The sequence below is a fragment of the Cerasibacillus sp. JNUCC 74 genome, from assembly GCF_053667775.1.
The window spans coordinates 3,115,220-3,132,377 of the sequence record NZ_CM132207.1 but is presented as its reverse complement, the minus strand read 5'-3'; the positions used below and the strand labels follow the sequence as shown (position 1 = coordinate 3,132,377).

12 protein-coding genes are annotated in these 17,158 nt (G+C 36.1%); 7 read left to right on the top strand and 5 right to left on the bottom strand.

Going from position 1 to position 17,158, the window contains the following annotated elements; translation table 11 throughout:
* Nucleotides 1-108 precede the first annotated feature (108 nt).
* The 3 genes from JNUCC74_RS13930 to JNUCC74_RS13920 all read left to right on the top strand — a co-directional run bounded on the left by JNUCC74_RS13930 (nucleotide 109) and on the right by JNUCC74_RS13920 (nucleotide 3,955).
* Nucleotides 109-762 carry an SDR family oxidoreductase gene (locus JNUCC74_RS13930; RefSeq protein WP_454067900.1) on the top strand — a complete coding sequence of 218 codons (654 nt, stop codon included), beginning with the start codon at nucleotides 109-111 and terminating at the stop codon, nucleotides 760-762.
* A gap of 683 nt (nucleotides 763-1,445) precedes the next feature.
* Entirely contained in the window at nucleotides 1,446-2,894 is a 1,449-nt protein-coding gene (locus JNUCC74_RS13925; RefSeq protein WP_454065819.1) for a polysaccharide deacetylase family protein, read from the top strand.
* Between the two features lie 182 nt (nucleotides 2,895-3,076).
* Nucleotides 3,077-3,955, top strand: coding sequence for a metallophosphoesterase (locus JNUCC74_RS13920; RefSeq protein ID WP_454065818.1), 879 nt, complete (start codon nucleotides 3,077-3,079; stop codon nucleotides 3,953-3,955).
* 418 nt (nucleotides 3,956-4,373) lie between these two features.
* On the opposite strand, the gene cydC is transcribed toward JNUCC74_RS13920, so the two are convergent.
* From cydC to JNUCC74_RS13900, 4 genes are read right to left on the bottom strand one after another with little or no spacing between them, the layout of a single operon-like run.
* Nucleotides 4,374-6,116 (bottom strand): thiol reductant ABC exporter subunit CydC, encoded by a 1,743-nt coding sequence (cydC, locus tag JNUCC74_RS13915; protein WP_454065817.1) that lies wholly within the window; start codon nucleotides 6,114-6,116, stop codon nucleotides 4,374-4,376.
* Nucleotides 6,113-7,837, bottom strand: coding sequence for a thiol reductant ABC exporter subunit CydD (gene cydD / locus JNUCC74_RS13910; RefSeq protein ID WP_454067899.1), 1,725 nt, complete (start codon nucleotides 7,835-7,837; stop codon nucleotides 6,113-6,115). Before cydD ends, cydC begins: the two co-directional genes overlap by 4 nt.
* A gap of 11 nt (nucleotides 7,838-7,848) precedes the next feature.
* Nucleotides 7,849-8,868, bottom strand: coding sequence for a cytochrome d ubiquinol oxidase subunit II (gene cydB / locus JNUCC74_RS13905; RefSeq protein WP_454065816.1), 1,020 nt, complete (start codon nucleotides 8,866-8,868; stop codon nucleotides 7,849-7,851).
* A complete protein-coding gene (locus tag JNUCC74_RS13900; RefSeq protein WP_454065815.1) occupies nucleotides 8,849-10,252 on the bottom strand; it encodes a cytochrome ubiquinol oxidase subunit I in 1,404 nt (467 codons plus the stop codon). Before JNUCC74_RS13900 ends, cydB begins: the two co-directional genes overlap by 20 nt.
* Before the next feature lie 1,581 nt (nucleotides 10,253-11,833).
* On the opposite strand from JNUCC74_RS13900, the gene JNUCC74_RS13895 reads away from it, so the two are divergent.
* The 4 genes from JNUCC74_RS13895 (at nucleotide 11,834) to JNUCC74_RS13880 (ending at nucleotide 15,609) form a co-directional block, all read left to right on the top strand.
* Nucleotides 11,834-13,906, top strand: a complete 2,073-nt coding sequence (locus JNUCC74_RS13895) for a peptidoglycan D,D-transpeptidase FtsI family protein (RefSeq protein WP_454065814.1) — start codon at nucleotides 11,834-11,836, stop codon at nucleotides 13,904-13,906.
* Nucleotides 13,907-14,022: 116 nt separating this feature from the next.
* The gene (locus JNUCC74_RS13890; protein WP_454065813.1) at nucleotides 14,023-14,256 is read left to right on the top strand and encodes a hypothetical protein; all 234 of its coding nucleotides are present in this window, start codon (nucleotides 14,023-14,025) and stop codon (nucleotides 14,254-14,256) included.
* Nucleotides 14,244-14,768 carry a GrpB family protein gene (locus tag JNUCC74_RS13885; protein WP_454065812.1) on the top strand — a complete coding sequence of 175 codons (525 nt, stop codon included), beginning with the start codon at nucleotides 14,244-14,246 and terminating at the stop codon, nucleotides 14,766-14,768. The genes JNUCC74_RS13890 and JNUCC74_RS13885 overlap by 13 nt, the downstream gene beginning before the upstream one ends.
* A gap of 208 nt (nucleotides 14,769-14,976) precedes the next feature.
* Nucleotides 14,977-15,609 (top strand): YczE/YyaS/YitT family protein, encoded by a 633-nt coding sequence (locus tag JNUCC74_RS13880; RefSeq protein WP_454067898.1) that lies wholly within the window; start codon nucleotides 14,977-14,979, stop codon nucleotides 15,607-15,609.
* 304 nt (nucleotides 15,610-15,913) lie between these two features.
* On the opposite strand, the gene JNUCC74_RS13875 is transcribed toward JNUCC74_RS13880, so the two are convergent.
* Entirely contained in the window at nucleotides 15,914-17,041 is a 1,128-nt protein-coding gene (locus JNUCC74_RS13875) for an NAD(P)/FAD-dependent oxidoreductase (RefSeq protein ID WP_454065811.1), read from the bottom strand.
* Nucleotides 17,042-17,158: the final 117 nt, after the last annotated feature.

Here is a 17,158-nt window from a genome sequence, read left to right as displayed (position 1 = left end):
AAATTTCTTCTGATTTGAATAACGTGAAGTAGTCAGATTAGTAGACATATGCATAAAATCTATTTACGATGGAAGTAACTAAGAAATAAAAAAAGTGAAAGGGTGGAAATATTGAAAATTCTTGTTGTAGGAGCAAATGGACAAATTGGAAAACATCTCGTTAAGCTGATTCAAGATAGTGGCAACCATATGGCAAGAGCGATGATTCGTAAACCAGAGCAAGCGGCTTATTTTAAAAAGTTAGGTGCAGAGAATGCAGTGGTCGATTTAGAAGGAGAAATTGCGGATATTGCCAAAGCAGCAGAAGGAGTTGACGCCATTGTATTTACTGCAGGGTCTGGTTCACATACGGGAAAAGATAAGACGCTTATGGTTGATTTAGATGGTGCTGTTAAAACAATTGAAGCAGCTAAGATGGCTGGTGTAGACCGTTTTGTAATGGTTAGTTCGTTTGATACAAGACGTGAAGCAATACAGGCAGCATCTTCCTCATTTGCCCCATATGTGGTAGCAAAGCACTATGCTGATGAGTGGTTGAGACGAACAAATTTAAACTATACAATTGTTCATCCCGGAGTATTAACGAACGAAGCGGGAACAGGACGTATAAAAGCTGCATCTGAAGTCGAACGAGGAGAGATTCCACGAGAGGATGTCGCTGGAGTCATTTTTGGCTGTTTAGAGGATAGTTCGACAATTGGTAAAGAATTTCAAATCGTATCAGGTACAACACCGATTGAAGAGGCTTTAAAAAAGTTATGAGGTCGAAAACTAGTAGTATGTGCTCCAAAAGGGGGAAAAGGATCGCGGTCAGCTAATTTCGCAACATCCTTGGTTGCAGGCGCCGAACTAGCACAGCCTATGCATCGAAATTCGAGCAGCTAGAGTATATGAGTGTAAATACATGAGCACTGCTTCCTTGAGATCCATATTCCCGCGGGAAAATTGTTTTTTCCAAGGAACGGATAAACAAGCTAATAAAGAAAACGAGGCTAGCGTACAATTTCCTCGTTGCACGTATACTTAGAACTTGAAAATATTCTACGAGAATAGAAAGTAAGAAATTAAAAGTTCGTTGGGAACCTTGTTATTACAGTGACTGCCCTTTCTGTAATAATAAGGTTCCCAGTTTTTTTAAAAGCGTTGCTTCCTTCATTACTGATAATATTACGAGGGAAAAAATTTAAAGACGACCATTTATGCAAAGAGGGAAGCTAGTTCTATTAATCATTTTTATGAAACATTTATGAAATAAATGCAATGTATTTGTAATGTATTTGTAATATAAGGGGTATTTGTATATAATAAAAAAGTGTTCGCTACTTTTTTTATACTATAGGAAAGTATAAAATTTTATGGTTTATAGTATAGGAAAAACTACAGCTTTCGCTAAAGACTTGGCGACAAGCCAAGTTTTTCTAATACTATGGGAAGGAAGAATTGAAGTGATTAAACGTATTAAGCTACCAGGATGGATTCTGTTGGTTTTATTAATTCTGCTACTTAGTTCAGGAATTAATAAATTAATAACATCTCCTAATAAACTAGTAAATAAGAAAGATAATATACAAGCTGAGAAAGTTGAAGAGAACGAAAGCAATAGTAAATACCCAGATATTCAGCTAAAAACTTTTTCAAAAGAAACAGATACATATACTTATTCAATTAGCAATCCAGAGACAAAAAGTAAAAAAATTAACGCTTCTATTAATAAATGGATAAAAAGACAAAAAGAATTATTTTTAAAAACCATTAACATAAATGAAAAAACACAAGGAGTGGCTCATTTAAACATTCAATTAGAAACCAATCGTATTACGAATGACTTTTATAGTTTAGTTTTTCGAACATATGCCATTCATGGAGATAAAAATGAACAGGAAATGGTAAAAGTTTTTAATTTTGATGTAAAAAAAGAACAATTTCTAACCATTAATGACGTATTGCATCTTGATAAGAAAAATCTTGACAAAATAAAAGAAATTATCTGGGAAGAATTGCAGGAGAATAAAGAATTGCAGCCATATCTGAATAAAAAGCAAACATATAAAACGCTGCAAGAACCGGATGATTGGCAATGGTTTATTGATCGAAAGGGTTTAACATTATACTGGGATAAGTATGCAATAACAGAAGGGTTTGCTGAAACGGTTGAAGTCAACATTCCAATTAAAAAATTATATGTTTTTTTGCAAGATCATATGGATTCTTATTTACAAATGTCGAAAGAACAACAGGTAGAAAAGAAAAAAATCATTCAAAAAGAGCATAGAAAATTGCTTACGAATGGAAAATATGTTGCATTGACATTCGATGATGGGCCAAGTCCACAAGGAACTCCAAAAATCTTGAAAACTTTGGAAGAATACGATGCAAAGGCAACCTTTTTCATGTTAGGAAATCAAGTAGATTATTACCCTGACCTTGCAAGAAAGGTAGTAGAAGAAGGACATGAAATTGGAAATCATACTAAAAGTCATCCTAATTTATCCAAAATGAGCGATGTTAACATAAAAAAAGAGCTGGTTTATACGAATGAAAAGATAAAAGAGGTGACTGGTGTTAGCCCGAATCTTATCCGCCCACCTTATGGAATTTATAATGATAATGTGATAAAGTATGCAAAAGAAAACAATCAATCTATTATACTTTGGTCTGTTGATTCACTAGATTGGAAGAATAGGAATGGATCGGCTATCCAAAAAATTGTACAAAATGAAATAACTCCTGGAGCAATTGTACTTTTGCATGATATCCACTCCACAACAGCAGATGCATTACCAAAACTGTTAAAAACATTAAAACAAGCAGGTTATCAATTTATCACCGTTTCACAGTTGCTTGATTGGAAAGGGAAAAATGGTATATCTCTGTATTATGGAAGCACGAAATAAAAGTAACAGATAGTTAATTCCAGTATAGGGTGGATGGTAGAAGCTGTGATTTTAACACGTTTTTAGAAGTTAAAGAACATTATTGAGTGAAATAAATTCCTTTCTGTTTTAATAGAACGAAACAGCAGGCGAATAGCTCAAGATAGTGACAAGCGTAGCTCGGGAAGGAGGGTGAAACAATCTTGTCAAATCTACAACAAATGAAAGAAAACCAACTATCTAATAGACGCTATATAACAAAGAAAAAGTTGATGATTACTTTTGCTATCCTATTCATCCTTTCTCTATGTATTAAAACATTTATGGATACAAATATGTTTAAAGTAAATAAAGTCCAGTTTCATAGCGGAAAGATACCGGAGGGTTCGGCAATCAGCATTTTACAGATCAGTGATGTACATAATAAAGTATTTGGGGATAACAATGAAAAGTTAATGAAAACGATTGAAAAATTAAATGCGGACATCATCGTAATTACAGGTGACTTGGTAGATAGAAGTACAGATAATTTGAAGCATATGTTTTCTCTTATCGATAAAATTACCTCGATTCATGAGCATGTCTTTTTTGTCACAGGTAACCATGAATGGGATAACCCAAAGAGGGAAGAACTTTTAGTAGGTCTTAAAGAACGAAAGGTAACGGTTTTAAATAACAAGAACAGCCAACTGACAGTGGATGGGGTTACACTTAATCTTGTTGGGATTGATGATGCTTCCACAAATCATGAAAATGTGAATGAAGCATTTAATGGGATAAATGATAAGCGATATACGATGCTGCTATCCCATACACCCGACATAATAGAAAATGATAGCGAGGTTTCGGCAGACTTGATTTTAAGTGGTCATACACATGGCGGCCAAGTTAGACTCCCGTTTATTGGCGCATTAGTAGCTCCGGATCAAGGCCTTTTTCCTAAATTTGAAAAAGGAACTTACAAAATTGATAATAGCCAATATCTTTATATAGATAGCGGTCTTGGTACAAGTGTTGCTCCAATACGATTTATGAATCAAAGTCAAATTAGTTATATTAAGATTTCTAATCCAGAAAGGTAAAGAGGGTATTTAATGATTAAAAAGTTTGTTTATGGAATAACAAACTGTCTAATTTTTGGATTACTTTTCTGATATGAGACTTAGATTTAACGCAGCTTGCTGTTCATCATTAGAAAAACTTGGCTTGTCGCCAAGTCTTTATGGCGAAAGCTATCGTTTTTCGTATACGATAAAGTGAAACTTCATTCCGTAGAATGCTTTTTACACGGAATGTTAGTACACAAGGGTATGACCTAAAGGTCCTTGAACCAATCGGGGCATTTAGATGCCCGTTTTCTACCTCTTACACTTGCTCCATATCTCTACCCCTTGAGGGTAGACTTACGGTACCTTACATGCGGGATAAAGCCTAAAGTTTTATACTTTCTTATAGTGCAAATAAAAACCCTCAGTCACTTCACTTGACTGAAGGTTTTTACTACATATGCACCATTTTCCGTATCGATGGCGGCACATCTAAATAATATAAATCCCGATATCGTTGTGACGTGTTTAATAACTCTTGATGCGAGCCTTGTAGCTCAATTTTTCCATTTTCTAAGAAGATCACTTCATCCATATGCTTTATTCCTGCTAGATGATGTGTGATCCAGATTAATGTTTTGTCTTCAAGTGTGGAGAAAATTGTTTTTAATAGATCCGATTCTGTTTTAGGATCTAAACCTACAGTCGGTTCGTCCAGAATAATTACTGGGGAACCTTTTAACAAAATTCTTGCTAAAGCAATTCGTTGTTGTTGTCCACCGCTGAAAATTTGTCCCGATTCCTCCATTTGTGTATTGTAGCCGTTAGGTAAACTCATAATATAGTCATGTAACTGGACTTTTTTTGCAACTTCAATAATTTCCTGATCGGTTGCTTGTTGATTCCCTAAACGAAGATTATTGGCAATCGTTGTGTTAAATAGATGTGGACGTTGATTTAAAATCGAAACAAATTCAAATAAGGAATCTCCAAATAGAGTGGCGTCACTTCCATTAACCGTGACCGTTCCTTTCGTTGGGGAATAAGAACCACAAATTAATTGAGCAATGCTCGATTTACCAGCGCCGCTCTTTCCTAATAAGGCTATTCTTCTTCCTTGTGGTATATCCATGGAGATTTGTTCTAAAACCCAGTCATCAACGCCTGGATATTTAAAGAAAACATTGCTTAGTTTAATCTCTGCGGTTGATGGAATAAAGAGATGATTCAAATCTTCTTTGTCCGTTTTCTCATCTTCATTAATACTATCTAATCTGGCAATGGATTCATGGTATTCTGGTATTTGTTCCACGGCACCTGCTACTGGCAAAAAAGCTTCGGAAACAGATAACGTAACAAGTACAAAAGCAGCGATTAGTGTAACATGCATTCCTCCTTCATGTACCATGGAACTAGACCAGTAAACCATGGAAATAACCATTGCTCCAATGATCAGTTGGTTAATAAAATCTCGGTAGCTACGTTGATTTCTGATTGATTGTTCCATATTCGCTACCATTTGGTCTTTATTATTATCATCCTTCATAAAATCTGTTGGTTTGCCGGCAATCATCCAATCTTTAATACCTAGTAAGCTGTCTGTTAGCATTTGATATTGAGCATGCCGACCATTTTTTATTTTTTTCGTCTTCTTTCGGCTAAACCACAGGGATATAATTGGGATGAAAATGACGATAAAAAAGAGATATACTGCCATCATAGCCGCAAATACCCAGTCAAACCAACCTAAACAAAGAATAGCAACGCCATACATTCCTAAAGCTGTAACACTTGGCAGGATGGTTCTTAAAAATACATCTTGTAAATGATCGATATCGTCAGACAACACACCAAGTATTTTTCCTGTTTGAAATCGAGATTGAATAAACGCAGCTTGTGGCTCAAGTAATCGATAGAGACGACTTCGCATACTGGATAATACACGAAGAATCGTATCATGACTCGTTAGCCGGGAAAGATAGTGTAATACGGCTCGAGCGATACCAAATGTTCGGACTGCCACAACTGGAATATAAACCATAAGAATATTTTCGGGTCTTAAAGCAGACTTTGAAATAAGATACCCAGATGTAAACATCAAGGCTGCTCCCGAGGCTAGAGCTAATAGTCCTAATAATATACTGATTAATAATCCTTTGTAATGTAATTTGACATAAGGGATCAACCACGTCTTCATTGTACTCCCTCCAATTGTGACCGAACGAGTGCATAGTATTCGCCTTTATGCACCATCAGTTGCTGTGGTGTACCGGCTTCCACAATGACACCATCTTTTAAAACGATGATCTGATCCATCTGCTCCATCCAATGTAAACGATGCGTTGCAAAAAAGACCAATTTACCGGTAAATAATTTCGACATCGTCTTTTTCAATTCATACTCGGTTTCAATATCTAAGTGTGCTGTAGGTTCATCAAGCAAAAGAATAGGACGGTTTCCTAAAAAGGCTCGGGCTAATGCCACTCTTTGCTCTTGTCCGCCACTTATAGAACGGCCCCCATTACCTATTTTCTGGTTAAGCCCAAGTGGAAATAAATGTAATAATTCTTCTAAACCAGCAGCCTTTGCTGCAGTTTTTACCTCTTCATCTGAAGCCTCTGGCTGATAAAAGCGGATATTATCTGCAATTGAACGATTAAAAATATACGGGCGCTGAGGAATATACGTAATTTGATTTTGCCAAGCATCGACGTTTAATGAATTTAGAATTTGATTATGAATTCGAAACGTTCCTTGATCTGGAGTTAAAAATCCTCCTAAAATATCAATGAGTGTAGATTTTCCTGCCCCGCTGGCACCAACAATACCGATTTTTTCAAACCCTTTAACCTGAAAAGAAACATTTGTCAGGGCATTAAAAGAGTCCTTATCATGACAATAATTAACCGACGATAGTTTTAATGTACTATCAGATGACCATGTGATGGAGCCTTTCGCTACTGGAATCTTTACAGGAGACGGTTCAGCTAAAATGGCTTCCATTGCCTTAGCGGCTTCTTGCCCATTTAATGTAGCATGATAGTCAGCTCCGACTTCTTTAATTGGCAGAAAGAACTCTGGTGCTAGAATTAATACGATTAAAGCGACATCTAGTAAAATATTTCCATCAATTAAACGTAAACCTAAGCCGACGGCAACGGATGCTACGGAGAGCATAGTGAAAAAATCAAGAGCGAATGAAGATAAAAACGCAATCCGTAATGTTCCAAGTGTTGTTTTTCGGTATTCATTACTTACCTTATCAATGGTATAACCGTGCTCTTTACTTCTACCAAGGTATTTTAATGTTTCCAAGCCGCGCAGGGAATCAACAAAATGATTCGATAACAGATGATAGGATTGCCATTGTCTTTCCATTTTCTTATTTGCAGCTAATCCTAATAAAATCATAAAAGCGATGGTGATAGGTACTGTTAAAAATAAAATAACGCTTGATATTTTATCTTGAAAAAAAACGAAAATAAGTATCATTGGCGGAATAAGACAAGCAGCTACCATTTTAGGGATGATTAATTCTAAATAAGTGCGTAATTGGCTCCCACCTTCCATTGCCAAGTTAACTAATTTCGCCGTACCTTCTTTATTGGTGTAGCTTGGGCCAAGCTCAAATAGCTTGGCCAGTAATTGCTTTCTTTTGGCTACACGTGTTTTTTCTGCAAATTGATAGGTGACTTTTTCCTTGATCATTACCACCAAATATCTAGTAAGAAAAGCAACAAGAAATAGAATACCGATCTCCCATGTTTGAGAAACTAATTGACCATTAAATAATCGGTACAGCCATTCTCCTAACCATTTTGCTTGAAAGATAATAGCTGTTGCCTCCAGCAGGGTGAGTATAATGACAATTCCCAATGTCAGCTTAATCCCTTTATATGCTAACAAATTATTTCTCATCATTTTATTCATTAATACTCTAAATGCTCCTCTTCACTAATGCGTTTACGGAATACATAGTAACTCCAAATTTGATAGCCTAGTACAAAAGGTATTAAGGTAACTGCAACAATTGTCATTACTTTTAACGAATATGGTCCAGAGGCAGCATTATAAATAGTAAGGTTGAACGCAGAATCGATGCTACTTACCATAACTCTTGGAAATAGACCGACAAATACGGATACAACGGTTAAGGCAATTGTAATTCCAGTCATTGTAAAGGCCCAGCCGTCACGCTGTTTTCTTGTAAACATGCCAGCTAACACAACGGCAACAACGACAAGTGCATAAATAGGTACTAAAATAGTTCCTCTAACGGTAAAGATATCTGTATGAAAATAAGAAGCTATTACAAAAACAATTAAGCTGATACCAACAGCAACAACAATTTTCTTTGCCAGTTCGCGAGCTCTTGATTGTAAATCACCAGTAGTTTTAAGCGTGATAAAATATAATCCATGTAAAAAACAAAGTAGGGTAATAGCAACTCCGCCTATTAATGTATAAGGCGTAATATAATGAGAAATAGAAGCATAAATATTCATTTCACTATCAATTGGCAATCCCATGAGAAATGCTGCAAAAACAACTCCCCATAAAAACGGGTTTAATAAACTGCTTATAAAGATTGTCCAATCCCATGTGTTTCTCCATTTCTGGTTTTTCAGCTTACTTCTGAATTCAAAGGCGACACCACGCCCTATCAATAGTAATAGCATGATTACTAAGGGTAAGTATAAGCCGCTAAATAGTGTTGCGTACCAATTTGGAAAGGCAGCAAACATCGCTCCGCCTGCAGTGATTAACCATACCTCATTACCGTCCCAGACCGGTCCAATGGTGTTAATTAATACTCGTCGTTCACCAGGAGTTTTAGCGACAAATCGCATTGCCATACCAACACCAAAATCAAATCCTTCTAGGAATAAAAATCCGACAAATAATACTGCAATTAAGATAAACCATACCTCATTTAACATATGAACCATACCCTTTCTCTCCAAAAGGATCTGTGGTTAATTTAACATCTTTTTGTTTTTCAACAGGTCCTTTCTTAGCTACCCTAATAAATAAGTAAGCCATCACAATCGCGAGGATTAAATAGATCGTACTAAAGGCTATTAAGGAAAATAGTACTTGTCCTGCAGTGACATTCGGTGAAACAGCATCTTGTGTTTGCATAAATCCAAATACAACCCAAGGCTGACGTCCAATTTCTGTCATTATCCAGCCGGCAGTGCTACCAATAAAAGGTAAGGAAATGGCTGCCATCATAACTTTTAAATACTTGCTGCTTTGTTCTAACTTTTTCCGTTTAGCAAGGATGGCACCGCATAGACCTAATAAGATCATAATACCACCGGTAAATACCATAATTCGGAAGCTCCAAAATGTTGTTTTTACAGGAGGAATATAATTACCTTCTCCATATAATTCTTCGTATTTAGCTTGAATGGATTTCATTCCTTCCACACTTCCGCTAAATTCGCTATAGGATAGATAACTTAGGATATATGGAATATTAACTTCAAATGAATTTTCCTTATTATCCGTATCAATATTAGCGAATAACGTCCATGCTGCCGGATCCCCGCTGTCTTCCCAAAGACCTTCAGCAGCAGCCATTTTCATTGGCTGTGTTTTAACAAGAAACTGTGATTGTGCATGTCCGGTAAAGGCAACACCAAGTCCGGAAATAATGGCAATGACTAAAGCAATATGAAACGACTTTTTAAAAAATGCAGTATCCTGTTTTTTCAAAAGTTTCCATGCACTAATTCCAGTAATTAGAAATGCTCCAGTTGCAAATGAACCGAAAACAGTATGTGGAAATTCTACCCAAACTTGACCGCTTGTTATCAACTCAAAAAAATCATTCATTTCAGCACGGCCGCCATTTATTTCAAAGCCGACTGGATATTGCATAAATGAGTTTGCTACTAATATCCAAAATGCGGAAATAATCGTTCCGATCGAAACAAGCCATATACATAAAAGATGAACTTTTTTAGATAAGCGATTCCAGCCAAAAATCCAAAGCCCAATAAAAGTTGATTCCATAAAAAAGGCTAGTAAAGCTTCTACTGCAAGTGGTGCTCCAAATACGTCACCAACAAATCTGGAATAATTTGACCAGTTCATACCAAATTGGAATTCTTGCAATATCCCGGTTACAACACCAACGGCAAAGTTAATTAAGAAAAAATGTCCCCAGAACTTCGCCATTTTTCTGTATTGTTCTTTCCCTTTTACTACATATAAAGTCTCCATAATCGCAATGATAAAAGCTAAACCAATAGATAAAGGAACAAAAATAAAGTGAAAAATAGTTGTAGATGCGAATTGAAGCCGCGATAATATTACAACGTCCATATGCTTCTTTTCCTCCCATTTTGTGTTTTTGGTTTCAGTATTTTTTGGTAAATGTCATCTACATATGAAAAATAATAAGTTCGTTCAAATATATAGATAGATGGTAGAAAGGCTTTGTTTTCAACTTCACTTGATAAATTATGGGAATAGAATATTGAATTGTTCATTTTCGAGCAAGTTAAATTCTCAAAAATTTTCTTCCCTGCTTTCCATTAAAAGCTTTATCATGAAAATCGGTAAGCTTTTATCATTACTTATTAAGATAGTACTAAAGTGCTAAAGAGAGTGAAAAAATTTTTGGAAAGTTATCATGTAAGTGAATAAGCCCAGAAGATTTAACAAACCCCCTTTTATCTTTTTTAAACACCCTCCTTCTATTAATATACAATTAAAACCATGGTTTGGACGCACTAAATCATGAAGGTTTTGTAACTTTCTTTTGACAATTGTGTTAATAAATATAATGAATCATGTTAAGATATGGGTTATTCTGTTGTTTTTTGTATAGGATGTTTGTAGGATATTTTTTGTACAGGACGTATGCAGGGAAGAACTACCTTGGTTTTTAAATGATCGTTTTAGTAAGCCAAAGCAAATGAAAAGTCATATATATAAATTAAAATATTATTAAAATTTTTAGTGATATAATTCACAAACTATCATTGTGTAAACAATTTATAAATAAGATATTTAAAGACTTAAAATCCCAAGATAAACCTAGCTGCTCTTATAGGTGAACAAAATTACTTTATGGAACGGGTGCAAAAGGGGGATAAAAAGGGCTAAGATCCAGGATCTTTGTTCAATGCTAACACTGGCAAATACAATGCGTTGAAGTTCGAGAGGCGAAGTTAAACTTTAAGATTTTCGTTTTTGTGATAAGTTTTATAATATTTATAATCATTTTATCTAAAAACATAGAATAAATAACAGTAGTAATAGTCAGTATAATTGGATAGGAATTGGTAAAAAGACGTTGTAAAATCCAATAAAAACGCATTTTTTAGAAAATGAAGTATATTACTATAATTATTGGTTTTTCTAATTTATGAGTTGTGAAGTATAGGAAATATTTGGTTGCCGCTTATAGCTAAAAAATGGTATTATCTATTTAATGTGCAGTGCAAGTGGTAATTATTTTTAGCTATAAAGTCCTGCTTCATTTTTACTGAAATTCACCGTGCTCTTTTTCGTATGTTAAGAAAGTATAAAATTTTCCCACAAGGGTTGATTTGATGTCGTGAAAATCCTATGTTTTTAAGTGTAGGGGTGTTCAGGAAAACATCTTCGCAAATAAAGTTTCCTTTTTAAATGAAACAAGTAGAGATAAATGAAATGTATTCAGTAGTTTGCTTGTCTAACATCCTGAATACATTCATCACGCATGTAAGGTGCCGTAAGACTCCCACTTCAAAATCTTGAGTTGATACAAAAGGTCTAAGTGGGAGAAAACGGCCCCTAAATGCCCGATTCGTTTTAAGGGCCTTTAGGTCATACCCTTGTGGTTCTAACATTCAGTAGGAGATGGAATAAAATTCCTACTGAATGAAGTTTCACTTTATTTTTATAAGGGGGGGTTCAGTGGTCAAAAAATCAAAAAAAGAAAACAGGGAGAAGCTGCCATTTCGTTTAAATCTGTTGTTTTTTATCATGTTTATCATGTTCTCTCTATTAGTACTTCAATTAGGGGTTGTTCAAATTCTTAAAGGGGAAGCTTTTCAAAAAGAAATTGATCGAACGATAAGAGAAACAACGAAAGTCCCAGTTCCTCGAGGTAAAATTTATGATCGTGATCATAAGCTTGTAGTTGGTAATACTCCTTTATATGCAATTACATATACTCCTGCAAAAGGGATACAAGCTGAAGATCGATTAAAAGTTGCTAAAAAATTAGCACCTTTTATTTCGATGAAAACGAATAAGATTTCTGAACGGGATAAGAAAGAGTATTTTTACTTAAAAAACAAGAAGAAAGTAGTAGAAAGACTATCTAAAAAGGAAAAAGAAAAACTGGATGATACCGAAGAATACAACCTTGCCTTAGAAAGGATTACAGATAAAGAAATCAGCAATTTTTCAGATCAGAAAAAAAAGATCATTGCCATTAAAAAAGAACTGGATAAGGCTTATGCGCTAACACCCCATATTATTAAAAATGAAGATGTATCTCCAGAAGAATATGCAACAGTTTCAGAAAACTTAAATGATTTACCTGGTATTAATGCGATAGCCGATTGGGACCGTGAATATCCATTTAAACAAACATTTCAAAATTTAGTCGGTACTATAACTTCAGAAAACCAAGGTATACCGAAAGATAAACAGGAACACTTTATGACCAGAGGCTATAGCCGTAATGATCGTGTTGGTATTAGTGGATTAGAGGAATACTATGAAGATGTACTACGCGGAAGAAAAGAAGTAATTCAATATACAACAACAAAAGACGGCACAACAGTGGGCTCTGAAATAGCTGTTGAAGGAGAGGCAGGAAAAGACCTTGTTTTAACAATTAATATGGAATTTCAAAAAAAGGTCGATAACGTTTTAAGAAATGAATTAAAGAAAACGATTCAAAAACATCCTTATCAACATCGCTATTTGACAGATGCGATTGCAGTGGTCATGAATCCAAAGACAGGCGAACTATTAGCAGTAAGCGGGCAAACCTATGACAGGAAAAAAAATAAATTTATCGATACAGGGTATAAAGCATTTCACGATGCTCATTTGCCGGGGTCAGCAATTAAAGGAGCGACTGTACTAGCCGGGTATGAATCGGGAGTGATTGTACCAGGACAAGTTTTTAATGACCAAACCATTACTATTAAGGGAAGTCCACCAAAAGGTTCCTATAGTAATCTAGGACCTGTCAATGATTATCTGGCATTAAGACGGTCTTCCAACGTCTACATGTTTTACATTGCGCTCAAAATGGGAGGAGAAAATAGATACCCTTTCCCTAATGGAAGTGGTGCTCGATTTGATTTGGCTGCTTGGGATAAAATGCGTAGTTATTTTCAACAATTTGGTCTTGGAGCAAAGACAAGAATTGATTATCCATATGAATCCATTGGAGTTATTGGTAAAAAACCATTTAACCCCGGTCTGTTAATGGACTATGCGATTGGTCAGTTTGATAATTACACGACATTGCAATTAGTTCAATATGTTTCGACGATTGCTAATGATGGCTATCGGGTTCGACCGCAGTTGGTGAAAGAGATACGAAATCCATCCATGACAGATGACAGATTGGGATCTGTTTATCGCAGCCAAGGGACAGAAGTGTTGAACCGAGTAGATATGGATTTATCCCATATAAAGCGGGTACAGGAAGGATTCAGACAAGTTTACAACGAGCCTCGGGGTACCGCAGTGAACTATTTTGGGACAGCGAAGTATCGCAAATATAAAGCCGCAGGGAAAACGGGGACGGCTGAAAATGCCTATTATGTAGATGGGGAAATGAAAGCTAATACAGAGAATTTATCATTAGTTGGGTATGCTCCTTATGATGATCCAGAAATGGCGTTTGCAATTATTGTACCTCATACAGGGATTGCTACTGGAAAACACCCAATTAACTTTACCATCGGGCAAGGTATTTTGGATGCTTATTTTGAAACATTTAAACAGGAAAAAAAGCAGTAATAGTTTTAGGTGAGACTCTGGATAAATAGGAGTCTCTTTATCTTTTACCCTGAACGTGCCATAACTTCAAGAGTTTTAAAGAATACAAAGAAGTTTAAATGGAGATAACGTCACCTATGATAGAATCGAGGAGACTGCTTGATAGGCGCCCGACGGAAGAAAAAGTGCTTTTCTTTTTCAAAGACAAGGAAAGCTTCGGCAGCGATACATCGGATTTTTCAAGGACGCCCGAGATGTTAGCTTTTGTTCTATTTCTAGCAGTAGGGGAAGAAGGAAAAGCACTACTTCATGAAGTTTCATTTTCTGGCAAACCAGTTAGAGAGAGGAGACAGAAAACATGCGGAAGGTAATCGTTACTCCCTTTCAAACAGAGTGGAAGAAAACATTTTTGCAAGAAGCGGAACGGGTACAAGAAGTTTTTAAGGAGGAATTGATTACAATCCACCATATTGGTAGTACAGCAGTTCCAGGATTAGCTGCTAAACCGACGATAGATATGATGCTAGTCGTAATCTCAATTTGGCAAGTTGATCTCTTTATAAAAGATATGGAAACTCTGGGATACATTTTTTTAGGAGAGTATGGGCTTAAAGGTAGAAGATACTTTTATAAAGGTGAAGATGAACATACGCATCATGTTCATATATTTCAAAAAGACAGTGATGAGGTTAAGCGGCATCTTGCATTTAGAGATTATTTAATCACTCATCCCGAAACAGCTGAAAAATATGGCAAATTAAAGCTCAAGCTAGCAGCTCAATATCCAAATGATATAGCAGCATATATTCAAGGGAAAAACAATTTTGTTAAGGAAGTGGAGCAGCAAGCATTAAAGTGGTACAATTTACAAGCAGATGTCTAAGCTGTCTAAGTCTCGAAGTTATGCCATTTACCTCAATGAAAAAGCAGTGAGAAGCAGAATATGTTTCATATTTAAAGGCTTCTATTTGTCAGAAAAGTTATTCTTTTAGTGTAATAATTCTAATTTTCTTTGTATTAAGGCGTAATCCCCTACCGACAAGGAATAGATAGTTTGTTTTTATCATATTTAGAAAGAAGGAATAGCTGTGATGTTGGTAATGCGCTGGCTAATATTTTTATTTGGAATTATGGGATTTAGTCTTGGCGTAAGTATGTCTATCAACATGCAACATCTTGGTATCCATCCTTGGGACGTACTCAATGTTGCATTGTATGAAAAGCTGGGATTATCCATCGGGTCATGGGCAATTATTATTTCTATTTTATTAATTGGTGTGTCCTGGATACTTGATAAAAGGTATATTAAGCTAGGCACTTTTTTCAATGCGATTTTAGTTGGTATTTTTGTCGATATTTATTTGTTCCTTGATTTTTTACCAACCGCTTCCCATACATGGATGGATTATGTGTGGATGATTATCGGTATTATGATTATGGGAGTAGGCGGGGGAGTTTATAATGCTGCCAATGTTGGTTCTGGACCGAGAGATGGTTTTATGCTGTCTATTTCAGATAAATTATCGGCGTCCGTCGGTAAAGTGCGGATCATTACAGAGACCTTTGTGTTACTGCTTGGTTTAATATTAGGCGGACCTGTTTTTTTATTTACGTTTGTTTTTACATTTATTCAAAGTCCCATCTTCCAATTTACCTATGGAAGACTTCGTGTTAAAGTTATGGAATTAGAAGCTGGATATAACGAGAATAAAGCACGTGCATAACTACAAAAGCCTTTCCATCCTGTAACGTAGACTCGCCAATGAGCAATAGGTACCTTTATCTCACTAAGATCTCTTGTGTTTGCTTAACTCTTAAAGCGAGAGTCTTATGCCCTTGGATAAGGGATAAATTAATGGGGTTCGAAGATAGTTAATTATGCTTAGCACTGTTTTTTCCTAAGTATATCTTTTTAGAAGAAGTTCAAAAAGTCTGATGAAATGACATAGCCAGCGCTCTGTGACGCTGGCTATAGCTTCGTTTTTATACAACTTTCTCTTGTAATAGGTCCTTATGATTTTTCTACGCCTAATCCATTGCTTTTTGCACATCATAAGCTTGCAGATCGATATCTGTCTGCTGATTCATTGCCAGTTTAGCTAACTGCAAGCCGATAAATGGTCCCATCGTTAAACCAGTTGAACCAAGACCGTTTGTTAAAAGCAGACCATTAAAACCCGGTGGACGGCCAATGACAGGAAGATACCCAGGTGTAACTGGACGAAATCCCATTCTAGCTTCAATAATTGCAGCTTCTTCCAAAGCCGGAGCGATTTCCATTGCTTTTGTCATAATTTCGTGCATACCACCAACGGTAATTCGATAATCAAGATTTACATTGTTTTCGTAAGTAGCTCCAAGTACAACACGCTTGTCAGGAAAGGTAAGCATGTATTGGTTATTTGGGGGCTTTACGACAGGCCATAATGACGTATCTCCTATATTATCTGGAAGTTGTACATGTAAAATTTGTGCGCGCTGAGGTTCTATTCGAAAGGTAATCCCCAATGGTGTTAATAGCTCTCTCATCCAAGCACCGGTTGTGGCAATGACAGTATCTGCTGTTATTTCTTGCCTATTATCAACGACCACACCAGTGATTGTTTTACCGGATACCTTTAATGTTGCTGCTCCCTTCATTCGTTGTGCATGATGCTTTTGTGTACCTTTAATTAATGCATCGCGAAGTTTCCGACCATTTACTCTAGCTGCTCCGCTTACATAAATAGAACTGTATTTATCCTCTAAAATTGGGAATTTATTCTTTGTCTCCTGTGGAGTCAGTATGCCAATATCACCTATTTCAGGAGCATCTAATCTTCGTTTTTCAGCTCGTACCTTCATTGCTTGTAATTTTTCCTGATCTTGATGCAGATGCAGTGCGCCGACCTGATGATAACCGATGTCTGTCAACCCGTCTCGGGCAAGTGATTTTACTAACTTAGGATACATGCGCGCGCCAGCCTTCACAAGCTGGTACCAGTCTTTATTTCTTCGCTGAGAGAGCCAAGGACAAACAATGCCTGCTGCAGCATTTGTAGCTTGTCCAGGGTCATCACGATCGATAATGGTAACATCCTGTTTATTTTTAGCGAGAAAATAAGCAGTTGAAGCTCCTGCGATTCCACTTCCAATGATAATTATCTTTTTTTTCATCTTCCATTCACTACCCATAAATTCATGGATGTCATGATGCATTTTTTAAAAATCATTGATCCTTTTCCTCCAATCGAGACACTAATACCATGATAAAAATAATCTAAAAAAAAGTAA

Bases quoted from the DNA above. Each gene is read 5' to 3' on its own strand.
- JNUCC74_RS13875 (WP_454065811.1), bottom strand. From the start codon at position 17,041: ATGAAAAAAAAGATAATTATCATTGGAAGTGGAATCGCAGGAGCTTCA.
- JNUCC74_RS13890 (WP_454065813.1), top strand. From the start codon at position 14,023: ATGATAGAATCGAGGAGACTGCTTGATAGGCGCCCGACGGAAGAAAAA.
- cydD (WP_454067899.1), bottom strand. From the start codon at position 7,837: ATGAGAAATAATTTGTTAGCATATAAAGGGATTAAGCTGACATTGGGA.
- JNUCC74_RS13880 (WP_454067898.1), top strand. From the start codon at position 14,977: ATGTTGGTAATGCGCTGGCTAATATTTTTATTTGGAATTATGGGATTT.
- JNUCC74_RS13885 (WP_454065812.1), top strand. From the start codon at position 14,244: ATGCGGAAGGTAATCGTTACTCCCTTTCAAACAGAGTGGAAGAAAACA.
- cydB (WP_454065816.1), bottom strand. From the start codon at position 8,868: ATGGTTCATATGTTAAATGAGGTATGGTTTATCTTAATTGCAGTATTA.
- cydC (WP_454065817.1), bottom strand. From the start codon at position 6,116: ATGAAGACGTGGTTGATCCCTTATGTCAAATTACATTACAAAGGATTA.
- JNUCC74_RS13900 (WP_454065815.1), bottom strand. From the start codon at position 10,252: ATGGACGTTGTAATATTATCGCGGCTTCAATTCGCATCTACAACTATT.